The sequence below is a fragment of the Mariniphaga sediminis genome (assembly GCF_003573545.1).
GTDB lineage: Bacteria > Bacteroidota > Bacteroidia > Bacteroidales > Prolixibacteraceae > Mariniphaga > Mariniphaga sediminis.
The window spans coordinates 524,268-538,229 of the sequence record NZ_QWET01000001.1; the positions used below are offsets into that span (position 1 = coordinate 524,268).

11 protein-coding genes are annotated in these 13,962 nt (G+C 43.0%); 10 read left to right on the plus strand and 1 reads right to left on the minus strand.

Annotated features, from left to right (window positions below; all coding sequences use genetic code 11):
* Positions 1 to 53 precede the first annotated feature (53 nt).
* The 7 genes from D1164_RS01885 to D1164_RS01915 all read left to right on the plus strand — a co-directional run bounded on the left by D1164_RS01885 (position 54) and on the right by D1164_RS01915 (position 8,701).
* Positions 54 to 647: an RNA polymerase sigma factor gene (locus D1164_RS01885; protein ID WP_119348225.1), complete on the plus strand. Its 594-nt coding sequence runs from the start codon at positions 54 to 56 to the stop codon at positions 645 to 647.
* A gap of 259 nt (positions 648 to 906) precedes the next feature.
* A complete protein-coding gene (locus tag D1164_RS01890) occupies positions 907 to 1,938 on the plus strand; it encodes a metallophosphoesterase (protein WP_172594305.1) in 1,032 nt (343 codons plus the stop codon).
* Positions 1,939 to 2,036: 98 nt separating this feature from the next.
* Positions 2,037 to 2,570, plus strand: coding sequence for a hypothetical protein (locus tag D1164_RS01895; RefSeq protein WP_119348227.1), 534 nt, complete (start codon positions 2,037 to 2,039; stop codon positions 2,568 to 2,570).
* A 57-nt stretch (positions 2,571 to 2,627) separates the two neighbouring features.
* Complete coding sequence (locus tag D1164_RS01900) at positions 2,628 to 5,903, plus strand: UvrD-helicase domain-containing protein (RefSeq protein ID WP_119348228.1); 3,276 nt, start codon at positions 2,628 to 2,630, stop codon at positions 5,901 to 5,903.
* A gap of 120 nt (positions 5,904 to 6,023) precedes the next feature.
* On the plus strand, positions 6,024 to 6,467 hold the full coding sequence (locus tag D1164_RS01905; protein ID WP_119348229.1) for a DUF4293 domain-containing protein: 444 nt from the start codon (positions 6,024 to 6,026) through the stop codon (positions 6,465 to 6,467).
* Positions 6,468 to 6,813: 346 nt separating this feature from the next.
* Positions 6,814 to 7,533, plus strand: a complete 720-nt coding sequence (locus tag D1164_RS01910) for a nucleotidyltransferase family protein (protein WP_119348338.1) — start codon at positions 6,814 to 6,816, stop codon at positions 7,531 to 7,533.
* Positions 7,534 to 7,573: 40 nt separating this feature from the next.
* Positions 7,574 to 8,701, plus strand: coding sequence for an Sb-PDE family phosphodiesterase (locus D1164_RS01915; RefSeq protein WP_119348230.1), 1,128 nt, complete (start codon positions 7,574 to 7,576; stop codon positions 8,699 to 8,701).
* Between the two features lie 3 nt (positions 8,702 to 8,704).
* On the opposite strand, the gene alaS is transcribed toward D1164_RS01915, so the two are convergent.
* Positions 8,705 to 11,329 carry an alanine--tRNA ligase gene (alaS, locus tag D1164_RS01920; protein ID WP_241558240.1) on the minus strand — a complete coding sequence of 875 codons (2,625 nt, stop codon included), beginning with the start codon at positions 11,327 to 11,329 and terminating at the stop codon, positions 8,705 to 8,707.
* A gap of 185 nt (positions 11,330 to 11,514) precedes the next feature.
* Here alaS and D1164_RS01925 point away from each other — a divergent pair, with 185 nt between their 5' ends.
* The 3 genes from D1164_RS01925 to D1164_RS01935 are packed head-to-tail and all read left to right on the plus strand — an operon-like array spanning position 11,515 to position 13,942.
* Positions 11,515 to 12,495, plus strand: a complete 981-nt coding sequence (locus tag D1164_RS01925; protein ID WP_119348231.1) for a M23 family metallopeptidase — start codon at positions 11,515 to 11,517, stop codon at positions 12,493 to 12,495.
* 6 nt (positions 12,496 to 12,501) lie between these two features.
* Complete coding sequence (locus tag D1164_RS01930) at positions 12,502 to 12,843, plus strand: MerR family transcriptional regulator (protein ID WP_119348232.1); 342 nt, start codon at positions 12,502 to 12,504, stop codon at positions 12,841 to 12,843.
* A 1-nt stretch (position 12,844) separates the two neighbouring features.
* Positions 12,845 to 13,942, plus strand: a complete 1,098-nt coding sequence (locus tag D1164_RS01935; RefSeq protein WP_119348340.1) for a Nif3-like dinuclear metal center hexameric protein — start codon at positions 12,845 to 12,847, stop codon at positions 13,940 to 13,942.
* Positions 13,943 to 13,962 lie beyond the last annotated feature (20 nt).

A 13,962-nucleotide genomic window follows, 5' to 3' on the forward strand; every position in this document is an offset into this window, starting at 1 on the left:
CCTGAAAAGTAAATTACTTCAATCCTTCTATATTCATTTGATTATTCCTATTATTGTATCCGTTGAAAGGGGAGAAATCAAATACTGACCTTCTGAAACTCCTGAAGAAGGGAAATATACGCGCTTTTGATGCTATTTATGAAAAGTATTCCAAAAGATTGTATGTATTTGTATTTCGTTACATTAAACAGAAAACTGATGCAGAAGAGATTGTTCAGGAGGTTTTTTTGAAGATATGGGAGTCAAGGGAAAAAATTGATTTGTATTCCTCCTTCGATTCTTTCCTTTTCACCATCGCCTACAATAATACCATCAGTTTGCTTCGAAAGAGGGTGAACGAAAAGAAATACCTTGAGCATTTAAAACATAAACAACAAGTGAGTGACAATGAGGGTATTATTGCGGAGATGCATTTTAAGGAAATTGAGAAACGGGTTAAATCTTTGTTGGAACAATTAACCCCGAGACAAAAGGAGATATTTTATTTGAGCAGGGAAGAAGGTCTGACTCACGAGGAAATTGCCAAAAAACTGAATATTTCTGCCAATACAGTAAAAAACCATTTGGTAGCTACGCTGGCTTTTTTGAAATCCGGAATTTCAGGAAATATGTTAGCCATTATGTTATTTGTTCATTTATTTTTGTGACCGGTTTATTCAGTTATGTAATTGCCCGGATATTCAGAAATTACATCCATTCTGAACTATTCATTCACGGCATTTTTTATATCCGGCTGCAAAAAACGGGCAGGAACCTGAACCCTTCGAAGTTATAGAATTTAATGAGGTGAAACAGAGGAACACATATATGCTATTTTTTACTATTGTAATCGCGGTTAATCTAATCGTTAACTTTTATATTTTTTCCCGAACACGTGCGGTCTTTCCGGAAGGAAACAAGCAATGGATGACCGTTCTTTTCTGGGTTGTGGCCTTTGCCTATGTCATTGGTCGGTTTGTCGAACGTACAGGCCCTATGTGGCTTGCCGAAACGTTTGTGAAAATAGGCTCGTGGTGGCTGGGGGCGATGGTCTATCTCACCCTGCTTTTTTTACTGACTGACATTCTGCGCGGGGTAAACGGCCTTTTCAATGGTTCGGATTTATTGCGTTTTGCCTGGCTAAGCGGAAAAGGGAAAACAGTTGTCTGGGTGGTTTATTCCTTTACAGCAATCATTTTGTTTGGAGGCTACCTCAGCGCAAAATATCCCACTGTGCGGAGGGTTCCCATCCAAATCAGCAAACAGGTTCCCGATGGAGGGCAAAAGGTATTGCTGGTATCCGATATTCACCTCGGAATGACGATAACCAATGGACGGCTCAAAAGAATGGTAGATCTGGTCAACCGGGAAAAGGCTGATGTGATTTTACTCGCCGGCGATATTTTTGATGAAGACCTCGGACCGGTTATTCAAAATAATATGGGTGATTTATTAAAAAATTTGAAGGCCAAACAGGGTGTATTTGCGGTTCTGGGAAATCATGAGTTTTATGGAAATGCTTCCGCTGCCCTGGAATACCTCGAAAATCATAACATTACGGTGTTGCGCGATAGTGTGGTTACACTTCCCAATGGAGTTGAAATTGTGGGGCGCGAAGATATTACCGCAGAAAGAATGTACGGTAAGCCCCGGAAGTCATTGGACGAATTGCTTGCCGGAGTGAATGAAAAGAACCCGGTCTTTATGCTTGATCATCAGCCATACAAGCTTTCGGAGGTTGCTGCGCATAAGGTCGATTTGCAGGTCTCCGGACATACCCATAACGGGCAGATGTGGCCTTTTAATTACATCACCGGGGCGTTGTTTGAAATCAGCCGGGGGTACGGGAAAATCCTTGATACCCATTTTTATGTTTCTTCGGGATACGGTACCTGGGGGCCACCTATTCGCACCAACAGCCGCTCGGAAATCATTGTGTTGGAAGTATCAGGAAACTAAACTCAGCCCTTTTAATAACGAGATTTTTTCCAAATCCAACCAGGCAGTTATTTTAATTTTATAATTTTGAGAATTATGAAACGGAAGGAGGATGGATCTTGAGAAACCTGATTTTTTTATGGCTTATTTTTTCCGGCACAGTGATATTTGCCCAGGAACCACTCATGCCTCTTCTGCCTGAGAAGGATTCAACAATGCTGGAAACAGAGCGTAAGTTGATGTATCATCAATTGCTCTCGGGCATCTCGCCTTTGGGAGATTTGATGCAACCTTTGCAACTTCCCGAATTCGATTTCAGGGGGGAGCTGGCCAAACGGTGGAGTTATGATTTTTCCGGAGTTTCAACAAATCAATGGACAATGAACGGATTTATGCCGGGACATTTCGGACTGGTGTCTTCGCCGTTTCTCCGTGGTGAAACCGTGTTTAGCGGGGCAGTCTACCAACTGAACGATCGTTTTACACTGGGCGGATACAGCTACGGCGCCAATTCTGTATTTACAGCGCCTTTCCCAAACCAGGGAATAAACAATTTCGATTTTCGGGGTTCTACCCTGTTTTTGAAATATAATGTGTCGAAAAATTTTAAAATCGAAACCCGAGTCAATGTCACCCATGGCCCCGGCTATTAATTCAGAAATGCCTCTGTCACCCTTAAAACTTTCAACATTGAACTTTAAATTTTTTCCATGTTAACTGTTTACAAAGCATCGGCCGGTTCGGGCAAAACTTTCCAACTGGTAGCGGAATACCTGAAGCTTTTGCTGAAAAATCCGCTTAGTTACCGGAACATTCTGGCTGTAACCTTTACCAACAAGGCCACACATGAAATGAAAAGCCGTATTCTGGAACAATTGTATTTACTGGCAAATAATCAGGATTCTGCTTATCTGGACGTTTTACAAAAAGAAAGTTTGCTTACGGAGACAGCTATTCGCCAAAAGGCAGGGCAGGTACTGAAGAATATTTTGCATGACTACAACCGTTTTTCGGTTAGCACCATCGACTCATTCACCCAACGTGTAATTAAAGCGTTTAACCGGGAGATGGGAATTTCGCCCCATTTTATCCTCGAACTGGATAATGAATTGATACTGGAAGAAGCGGTTGACAGGCTTCTGGCAAAGGTAGATACCGACAAACAACTTCGAAAATGGCTGGTGAAATTCAGCGAGGAAAAAATAAAGAAAAACCGCAGTCAGCGCATTGAAGAGGATATTAAATTATTGGGTAAAGAACTGTTCAAAGAGAAGTTCCAGCTTTTTTTTCCGGTTGCCCGTGGGGAGAATACGGCTTATACCCGTGATAATCTGGATGCTTTTCGCAAAGAACTGGGAACGATTATTTCCCGGTTTGAGAAAACGATCAAAATAAAAGCGCAGGAATGTTGGAAAGTTATTGAAGATAACGGGTTTTCTATCGATGATTTTGCTTATAAAATGGCTGGTGTCGGGGGGTATCTGAAAAAGCTTTCGGAAGGAATAATTGACGAACCCAAAAAACGTGTGCTGGATGCGGAAGAATCGGCAGAAAAGTGGTTTCCCAAATCGCACAAAGAAAAAGATCGGCTGGGGCAGCTTGTGGAAAACCAGCTTCAGCCGGCACTGCGGGAGATTCTTTCTTTTTATTCAGGAAACAGCGTACCGTATTTTTCAGCGGTGGAAGTGCGGAAACAGTTGCGTATGCTGGGCATTCTTACGGATTTAAAAGAAGAGATTGAATTGTTGCTGCAAGAGAAAGGTGTTTTGCAACTTTCAGATTCCAACCTGCTGTTAAGCAAGATTATTGGCGATACCGACTCGCCGTTTATTTATGAAAAAATTGGGACCCGGTTCAACTACTTTATGCTGGATGAGTTTCAGGACACCTCGGCATTGCAATGGTATAATTTTAAGCCACTGGTTGCCAACGCCCTGTCTGAAGGGCACCCGGCGTTGCTTGTAGGCGACGTGAAACAGTCTATTTACCGCTGGCGCAACAGTGACTGGAATATTCTGGCTTCGCAAATTAACTCCGACTTTCCGCAGTTTCCACCCAAAGAGATTCCTCTCGACAAAAACTGGCGTAGCCGGCGTAATGTTATCGATTTTAATAATGCTGTCATTGGCCAATTAAAACAGGCTTTCCTTGGTTTTCTGTTTGATGAGATTGGAGAAGAAAGTTACCGGGAAAAATTTGATGCAGTTTACCATCATTTTCAGCAGGAACCTGGAAATTCTCAAGAAGGACAGACCGGGTTGGCAGAAGTTTGTTTTTTGCCGGATGATGATTTTGACAATGAGTCAACCGGACTGTTGATTGAGCAGGTAAAATGGCTTCAGGACAGTGGGCTGAAAGCTTCCGATATTGCCATTCTTATCCGGAAAAACAGCGAAGGTGCCAAAATCATTGAGGCTTTTTTAGCTGCGGCCAAACGGGAGGGGAATAAAAAATACAATCTTTCGGTGCTTTCCAATGAGTCACTTTTCTTGCATGCTTCGCGCGGGGTAAATCTGGTAATGCTGGTTGTCGGGTTATTGATTGAACCGGAAAGTAAAATTCAGAAAACCGCCTTGTTACACCTCTGGCTTTCCTGGCTGAAGCCTGAACTGAAATCTGCCGGAATCGTTTTGTCCGGTGACAATCAACTGACTTTCGATTTTGACAGTTCTGTCCCGGAGGATGAAGGAAACTGGCATATTCACAACGATTTCGAAGCCGTTTTTGAGTTGAAACTGGCGCAAAAAATGAAACAGCTCTGGCAAAAATCGTTGCTTGCTTCGCTGGATGAAACAGTAACGGAGATTTGTGCGTTGTTCGGCCTTTTCAACCTGGAGTCTGAGTTGCCTTTTTTACAAACCCTGATAGATCAGGCTGCGGAGCTTAAAACATCCCTTTCCAATGATTTGTCCAACCTGTTGTTTTGGTGGAATGAGAAAGGGTATAAAACTTCGGTGAATGTAAATGAGGAGGTGGATTCGGTGAGGTTACTTACTGTGCATAAAGCGAAGGGCCTGGAGTTTGAAGCTGTTTTGATTCCATTTTTTAACTGGGATACTTCATGGACGGGCAACCTGGCTCCCTTGCTGTGGTGCCGGACTGAAACCGAACCGTTCAACCGTTTTCCTCTTTTGCCGGTAAGAGCAGGGAGTAAACTCACCGGCACGATTTTCAGGGAAGACTATTTCGAGGAAAAGGCAAATAGTTTCACCGACTCGCTGAACCTTGTTTATGTAGCTTTTACCCGGGCAAAATCCGCGTTGTTCGTTCATTGTAAAAAAACTCCTGAAAAGAAAAAGGGAAGTTCAGGCAAGCCATTGAAATCGATCAACTCCCTGTTGGAATATTCGCTGGAGCAAATGACATCCGGGGAGCAATTTTCTCATTGTCTGAATGAGGATAACACGGTTTTCCGTTTTGGTGAATTACCGGAGTTTGGTTTGGAAAAGAGTACGCAGGAAACGGGTTGGATAAAAAAGTATCGGCACAACGATTTTAGTGAGCGTATTCAGCTGCGTCTGAACAGCGAAGATTTTCTTGCAAGCGGAGAACATTCCCGGTCGGTAAAAAATACAGGAAAGCTGGTGCATGAAATACTGGCGGAGGTGAAAACGGCAGATGATATAGAGCCCGCCTGCAATAAAGCCTTCCGGGAAGGAAGAATAACTGAAACGGAGCGGAATACTATTCTTGAAAAATTGGAAACCAGCTTAAAGAATCCGGAGATTAGGCGCTGGTTCGACAGCCGGTTCAATGTGCTGAATGAACGAAACCTGCTCCTACCCGGTAAGCTGCTTCGCCCTGATCGTATGATGGTTTCTGGGAAACATGCCATTGTGGTAGATTACAAGTGGGGGGATAAAATGCCGGAAAAGTATCACAGTCAGGTGAAACGCTACGCGGAAACCCTTAAAAAATGCGGTTTTGAAATGGTAGAAGGCTATTTGTGGTATATCAATCAGGATGAGGTGGAAAAGGTGGTGTAAGAAAGTATCAGGTAAATGCTGTTGGTTTCATAAGTTGCTGCCTGTTCCGACATACGCGTTCAATATTTAAGGAGGCAGGTTGTAAATAATTTATATTTTTGCGTGAAATTTTAGAAAATTATGATTCAGCGAATTCAAACGATATACATTTTTTTAGCAGCAGTGCTGATCGGGTTGCTGCTGAAACTGAACTTTGCCGAACTGGCAGTGGATGGCAATTGGTATGTATTCAATGCGATGGGCATTGGAAGCGGGGAGGAGATGATATTTAACGGTTTGCCGGTAATGGGTTTTATCGGCTTAATTACGTTTTTGCATCTTATCACCATATTCTTGTACAAAAAACGTATCGGACAAATCCGGTTGTTGAGCTTTACAATTATTCTGTTGCTGGGACTTTTGGGCATTATGCTTTACTTTTTGTATGCTGGCTTCGATGGAGCAGAAGTGGCTTTTAAAGTGCCCATGGTTTTTCCGCTGATTGCCATAATTCTCGACTACCTGGCCATTCGGTCCATTGGGAAAGATGAAGCATTGCTCAGGAGTTTAAACCGGATTCGCTAATGAACCAATAGCCTGTCGAGGCAGCATTCAATATTTTTCAGACGATTTCCCTTTTTTTGATCATTGGTTTTCAAATCGAAAATCACTATTCCTGAGATGTTTTTTTTTAGGAAAGGTGGGGCGTATGCATGAAGTAAGTTTGACCTTTACCTGTTAAAGTCTTCTCTGTAGCAACACCCGGAATGGTTTCCCCTCCCTGCGTATCTGATTGCTTTGTTACGGTAAGAAAAAGAGTGAAGGGATGAAGAATGAGGTTTGAGCCAGGCACATGGTTTGGAATTTTGATTTGTTCCAGGTTACGACTATTTTTGTTTGATTTACAAAATAAAAGTTTTAAAAATTGACAGTGAAGGCCATGGTATTTGCGGCGGGGCTTGGGACCCGGCTGAAAAATGAAACCCAAAATAAACCCAAAGCATTGGTGGAGATAGGAGGAAAACCTTTGCTGCAACGCACTATTGAAAAGTTGGCAGGGGAAGGTATTGAAGAGATCGTTGTAAATGTTCATCATTTTTCAGAATTGGTCATTGATTTTGTTCGCCGGAACGACTTTGGAGTTCCCGTAAGAATTTCAGATGAAACCGGGAAATTACTTGAAACCGGTGGTGGGTTAAAAAAAGCTGCTCCCCTTTTGTCTGGCGACAAACCTGTAGTTCTTTACAATGTGGATGTGTTGAGCAACCTGGATTTACAAATTCCGGTGAGGGAACATCTTCGCTCCGGTGCGCTGGCAACGTTGGTGGTGCGCAATCGGCAAACACAGCGCTATTTCAAGTTTAACAGTGAAAAACGACTGGTGGGTTGGATGAACAAAAAAACAGGGGAGAGCCGGATTGTTATTCCCAATGAGTTTGAGGGCTCGTCAGAAATGGCTTTCAGCGGAATTCATATTATAAGTCCCGATATTTTTAAGCTGATGCCGGAAGAAGACCGTTTTTCCATAAGGGACTTGTATCTTGGTTTGGCCGGAAAGTATCTCATTAAAGGTTTTTTCGATGAATCGGATTTGTGGATTGATGTAGGTAAACCCGATGAATTGGAAAGAGCCAGGAGCCGTTTTTTTTAGAAAATTAATTATATTTAGTCCAATATAAACAATCAGGAAAATGAAAATACTAAAATTATTCCCGGTACTTTTGTTTTGTAGCATAACAATGGTACAGGCTCAAACAGACAATGGTGTTTTTCGGATGGATGAATTCAGGAATGCCAAAAAGCGGCCCATCATTCAAATTCCAGGTTTTGACGGTTACCAGACGTTAAAATGCGACTTTCATATGCATACAGTGTTTTCAGACGGGCATGTTTGGCCCACTGTCAGGGTGCAGGAAGCCTGGCAGGAAGGATTGGATGTTATTGCCATTACCGACCATGTGGAATACACACCACATTCCGGCGACGTAAAAGTAGATCACAATCGTGCATGGGAACTGGCTAAAGGTGTGGCTACCCAAAATAATATCGTAATAATTAAAGGGACTGAAATTACACGAGCAACTCCACCGGGACACTTTAATGCCATATTTATTGGCGACGCTTCGGGCTATGTGGAAGGAAGGGAAAATGAAAAGGACAAAGAAGCTGTTTCAAAAGCGGTAGCACAGGATGCTTTCATTTTTTGGAACCACCCCGGATGGAAGGCAAGCCAAATTGAGGGGTCGTATGAATGGATTGACTTCGTGGATGAATTGCATAATGAAAAAGTATTGAATGGAATAGAGGTTTTTAACGGGTTCTCTTTCCATAAAAAAGCACTCGACTGGTGTATTGATAATGATCTGACCGTAATGGGATCATCCGACATTCATAACCTGGTAAAACATGATTACGATTTGGGAGATTATATTCATCGTTCCATGACATTGGTTTTTGCAAAAGAACGTACTGCCGAATCGGTAAGGGAAGCACTGGCGGCTGGCCGTACGGTTGCCTGGTCCAGTAAATACATTGCCGGGAAGGAAGAACATGTCAGGAATCTGTTTTTTGCCTGTGTAGAAATGGGAAGCCCTTTCCATTCCGGCGACGGGAAAGATTATTTCGAGTTGAAAAACAACAGCGACTTATATTTTGAGCTGGAACTAACATCGGGAGAGGGAACCAAAAAGGTCACCCTGTATCCCCGTTCGGCACAGGTAATTTTTGCAGCCGAAGGTCAGCAAAGCCTCGAATATAAGGTGCTTACTGCTTTTGTAAAAAGCAATAAAAACCTGGTGGTAAATATTCTGTTAAATTAGGTTTTAGTTTATAAAACTCAGCGCTTTTTCAATGGCAGCCTGCAGGCCGGAAACATCTTTCCCGCCGGCTGTGGCGTAAAACGGCTGGCCGCCTCCGCCGCCTTTTATCTCGCGCCCTGCCTCGCGGACAATCTGCCCGGCATTCAGCCCTTTTTCGTTTACCAGGTTTTCCGAAATCATTACCGTGAGGTTAGGCTTCCCGTCAATGTCGGCCCCCAAAACCAGATACAGGTTTTCTATCTCGTTTTTTAACTGGAAAGCTACGTCCTTCATCATGTTAGCACTAATTATATCTACCTGGAGGGCAATAATATTTACTCCTTTTTTTGTGAGTACTTTACTTTTTAGGTCGGCTTTCAGAATGTTGAGATGTTCACGTTCAAACCCTTCAATTTGTTTTGATAATTCGGTATTCTGTTTCAGCAAATTCATCACACCGTCCAAAACATCTTTTGAGCCTTTTATCGTATCTCCAATGCTTTTTAATATTTTTAACTGGTCGTTTACATACTTTTCTGCCCGTTGGCCGGTAATGGCTTCAATACGTCGCACTCCGGCAGCAATGGCGCTTTCCGACACTATTTTGAACAGCCCAATCTGACCTGTGGCTTCCACATGTATCCCTCCGCAAAGCTCAACCGATTCGCCAAATTTTATCACCCGCACCGATTCGCCGTACTTCTCTCCGAAAAGCATCATGGCTCCCATTTCCTGCGCCTGCTGAATGGGGACTTCGCGATTTTCTTCCCGGTGTGTATTTTCCCTGATTTTTTTGTTCACAAGGGTTTCCACCTGCTCGATTTCCTCATCGGTCATTTTTTGGAAATGTGAAAAGTCGAACCGTAAATGATCGGCATTAACCAGCGAACCTTTTTGCTCCACATGGGTTCCCAGAACTTCTCGCAATGCAGCATGCAGCAGGTGAGTGGCTGTGTGGTTGTTGGCTGTGTTAAGTCGTTTCTCCCTGTTCACTACCGCCTGGAAGTGCCCTTCCGGATTTTCCGGAAGTTTTTCCGTCAGATGAACAATGAGGTTATTTTCTTTCTGTGTGTCGAAAATGGATGTTTTTACTCCGTCGACTTCAATGTAGCCTGAATCGCCTACCTGTCCCCCTGATTCGCCGTAAAACGGGGTTTGGTTGAATACAAGCTGGTAAAAAGTTTTTTTCTTTTGAATGACTTTCCGGTAGCGGGCAATGCTCACCTCGGCTTCTGTGGTGTCGTATCCAAGGAACACGGTTTGATCGATTTTCCGGATTTCTACCCAGTCTCCTGTTTCCAGCTGGGCGGCATTTCGCGAACGGTTTTTCTGTGCTTCCATCTCTTTTTGGAACCCATTTTCATCAATGCCCAGATTATTCTCACGGGCAATCAGGGCAGTAAGGTCAAGCGGAAAACCGAAAGTGTCATACAAAACAAAGGCATCTTTCCCGTCAATAAGGGGTTCATTTTTCTCCTTTGTTTTTGAAATCATTTCATCCAGCAACCTGATTCCGGTTGAAAGCGTTCTTAAAAATGATTCTTCTTCTTCTTTTATCACTTTTTCAATGAGTTGCTGTTGTGCGGCCAGTTCAGAGAATGTCTCACCCATCGTTGCTTTTAAAACCTCCACTAATTTATAAATGAATGGTTCTCTGAAGGAAAGGAATGTGTAGCCGTAACGTACTGCACGCCTCAAAATACGACGGATTACATATCCTGCTTTGTTGTTCGAGGGCAACTGTCCATCGGCGATGGCAAAGGCAACGGCCCTTAAGTGGTCGGCGACCACGCGCATGGCGATGTCAGTTTTATCCTCGTTGCCGTATTTTATGCCACACAGTTTTTCAATTTCAGCAATGATATTCTGAAAAATGTCCGTATCGTAATTGGAAGTAACACCCTGCAAAGCCATACACAACCGTTCGAACCCCATTCCGGTATCAACATGTTTGGCAGGCAGTTCCTCAAGGCTGCCGTTGGCTCTCCTGTTAAACTGAATAAATACAAGATTCCATATTTCAATTACCAGCGGGTGATCTTTATTTACCAATTCGTGACCGGGAATACGGGCAATCTCTTCTTTGGAACGAAGGTCTACGTGAATTTCAGAGCAGGGGCCACAGGGACCTGTTTCGCCCATTTCCCAAAAGTTATCTTTTTTGCTGCCATTCAAAACCCGTTCTTTCGGGAGGTGATTTTCCCAAAAACCTGCAGCTTCGTTGTCGCGTTCCAGGTTGTCGTCTTCACTGCCTTCAAATACGGTGGCATACAAACGTTCAGCCGGAATTTCCATGCGTTCTACCAGGAACTCCCATGCCCAGTTGATGGCTTCTTCTTTAAAGTAATCTCCAAATGACCAGTTACCCAGCATCTCGAACATGGTGTGGTGGTATGTGTCCAGTCCTACTTCTTCCAAATCATTGTGTTTTCCTGACACCCGCAAACATTTTTGCGTATCGGTCACGCGGGGCCATTTAACCGACTCATTACCCAGAAACTGATCTTTAAACTGGTTCATTCCGGCATTGGTAAACATGAGGGTTGGATCGCCTTTCACTACCATGGGGGCTGAATTCACTACCTGGTGATTTTTTTCTTTGAAAAAATCAAGAAAAGCATTTCGTATTTCTTTCGATGTCAACTTCATTCCAAATATTATTCTGTCGTTTTGTTAAAAATTTTTAAAGCAAATTAAACAACTTGCCTGATTGTAAGTTATTTGTTTAATTTTGCGGCGTGAGAAAATTTCACAGCGTTTTTAAAATTCTTGCAAAGTTAGGTGTTTTAATTAATTTTGCTTAAAACAGGAAATAAAAATAGCCGGTACTTTATATGGCGAAAAAGAAATATAAATTTAATCCCGACACTCTAAGTTATGAACGAGTGGGAATTTCGTTCAAAGAAAAATTCGGAAAAATACTTACCTACCTGTCAAGCAGTTTTGCCCTGGCATTAATTATGGTGGTTATTTTTCTGAACTATTACGAAACACCCCGTTCCAAGGCTTTGAAAAGGGAAAACCAACAGTTGATCAGTCAATATGAGTTAATGCAGCACGATCTCGGGCGTATTGAAAATGTGCTGGCTGATTTACAACAACGCGACGATAATATTTACCGGGTGATTTTTGAGGCTGATCCAATTCCTTCCTCTATCAGGAAAGCCGGATTTGGAGGAGTGAACAAATATTCGCACCTGGAGAACCTGAATAATTCTGAGTTGATTATTGAAACGGCCCGGAAGCTGGATGTGCTGGCAAAAGAAGCTTACATTCAGTCTAAATCGTATGATGAGGTTTTAGAGCAGGCTTTGAACAAGGAAAAGATGCTGGCCAGTATTCCGGCCATTATGCCGGTGGCCAACGAAGACCTGAAACGGACGGCCAGTGGTTGGGGCTACCGTATCCACCCGATCTATAAAGTTCGGAAAATGCACTACGGCATGGATTTTACAGCCCCGGTAGGTACACCGATTTATTCTACAGGAGATGGTAAAGTGGTTGAAGTAAGTGGTTCAAAACGCAGTCGTTCAGGCTTCGGACTCATGGTGAAAATTGATCATGGATACGGTTATGAAACCATTTATGCCCATTTGAACTCGTTTAATGTACGGCTCGGGCAAGTAGTAAAACGGGGAGATGTGATTGGCTATGTTGGAAACACCGGTGGCTCTACTGCTCCCCACCTGCATTATGAAGTGCACCGAAGCGGAAGCGCAGTAAATCCGCAGCACTATTACTTTAAAGACCTTACCCCGCAGGAATATGAAAGGATGATTGCCATCTCTTCTAATATTGGTCAGACACTCGATTAACCCGAAGTGCCGTATAAAAAGCCGAAAATAGAAAAAGTTTTTTTCTCCATTGGAGAAGTTGCTGAAATGGTTGGTGTTACGCCGTCCTCAATCCGCTATTGGGAAAGCAGTTTCGATGAATTGGCGCCCCGGAAAAGCGGCAAAGGCACCCGTCTTTTTTCTTTGGACGACCTCGAAACCGTGAAGTTTATTCACCACCTGGTAAAGGAACGCGGGATGACGATAAAAGGGGCGCAGCAAAAGTTAAAAGATAACCGGCAGGAGACTGCTAATTCGTGGGAAATAGTAAAACGTTTGCAGAAGATAAAGGAAGAGTTGGTAGCAATAAAAGATGAAATGGGAGAATAGTATGCTGAAAATAAAAGAAATAGTACATTTTCTTGAAACCGTTGCTCCGCCGGCCTTGCAGGAATCGTATGACAATGCAGGTTTGATTGTCGGCAGTCCGGAAGCAGAGGTGTCATCAGCTCTGATAGCTCTTGATGTTACCGAAGCCTTAGTGGACGAAGCCATTGAAAAAAATGCTGGTTTAATAGTTGCACATCATCCCGTTATCTTTTCGGGTTTGAAAAAACTGACCGGCAGAAACGAAGTGGAACGTACCGTTATAAAGGCGGTAAAAAACGATATCGCCATTTATGCTGCTCACACCAACCTGGATGCAGTATCCGGAGGAGTAAATACCAAAATCTGTCAAAAACTGGGTTTGAAAAATTGCAGGGTGTTGCAAGCAGTTACTGGTCAGTTAAAAAAGCTGGTTGTATTTATTCCGCATGAAGCTGCCGATAAAGTGCGCAATGCCGTTTTTGAAGCGGGGGCCGGTCATATTGGGAATTACGATTATTGTGGTTACAACCTGGATGGTACCGGAAGTTTTAGGGCAGGCGAGGGAACCAATCCTTACGTTGGAGAGAAAGGTAAAGTACATTACGAAAAAGAAATTCGGTTTGAGACGATTTTTCCGGCCTGGTTGCAGGGGAAAATTATAAAAGCACTGGTTGATGCCCATCCATACGAAGAGCCCGCCTACGATATTTATTCACTGGAAAACTCTCTTGAACAGGCTGGTATGGGAATGATGGGGGAATTGGAAGAACCAGTAGATGAAAAGGATTTTTTAACTTCTCTGAAAGAAGTGTTTGATACTGGTTGCATCAAACACACGGCTCTCAGGGGTAAAAGTGTAAAGCGAGTGGCAGTTTGCGGAGGCGCCGGTTCCTTTTTACTGGGAAATGCCATTTCGAATGGCGCCGACTTTTTTGTGTCTGCCGATTTTAAATACCATCAGTTTTTCGATGCCGAAAATAAAATTGTGATCGCCGATATTGGGCATTTTGAGAGTGAGCAATTCACTAAAGAACTTTTTTATGAATTACTTACCAAAAAATTCCCTACATTTGCAGTCCGTTTTTCGGAGGTAAACACCAATCCGGTATTTTATTTCTGATTTTAATGAATTGAATTTTA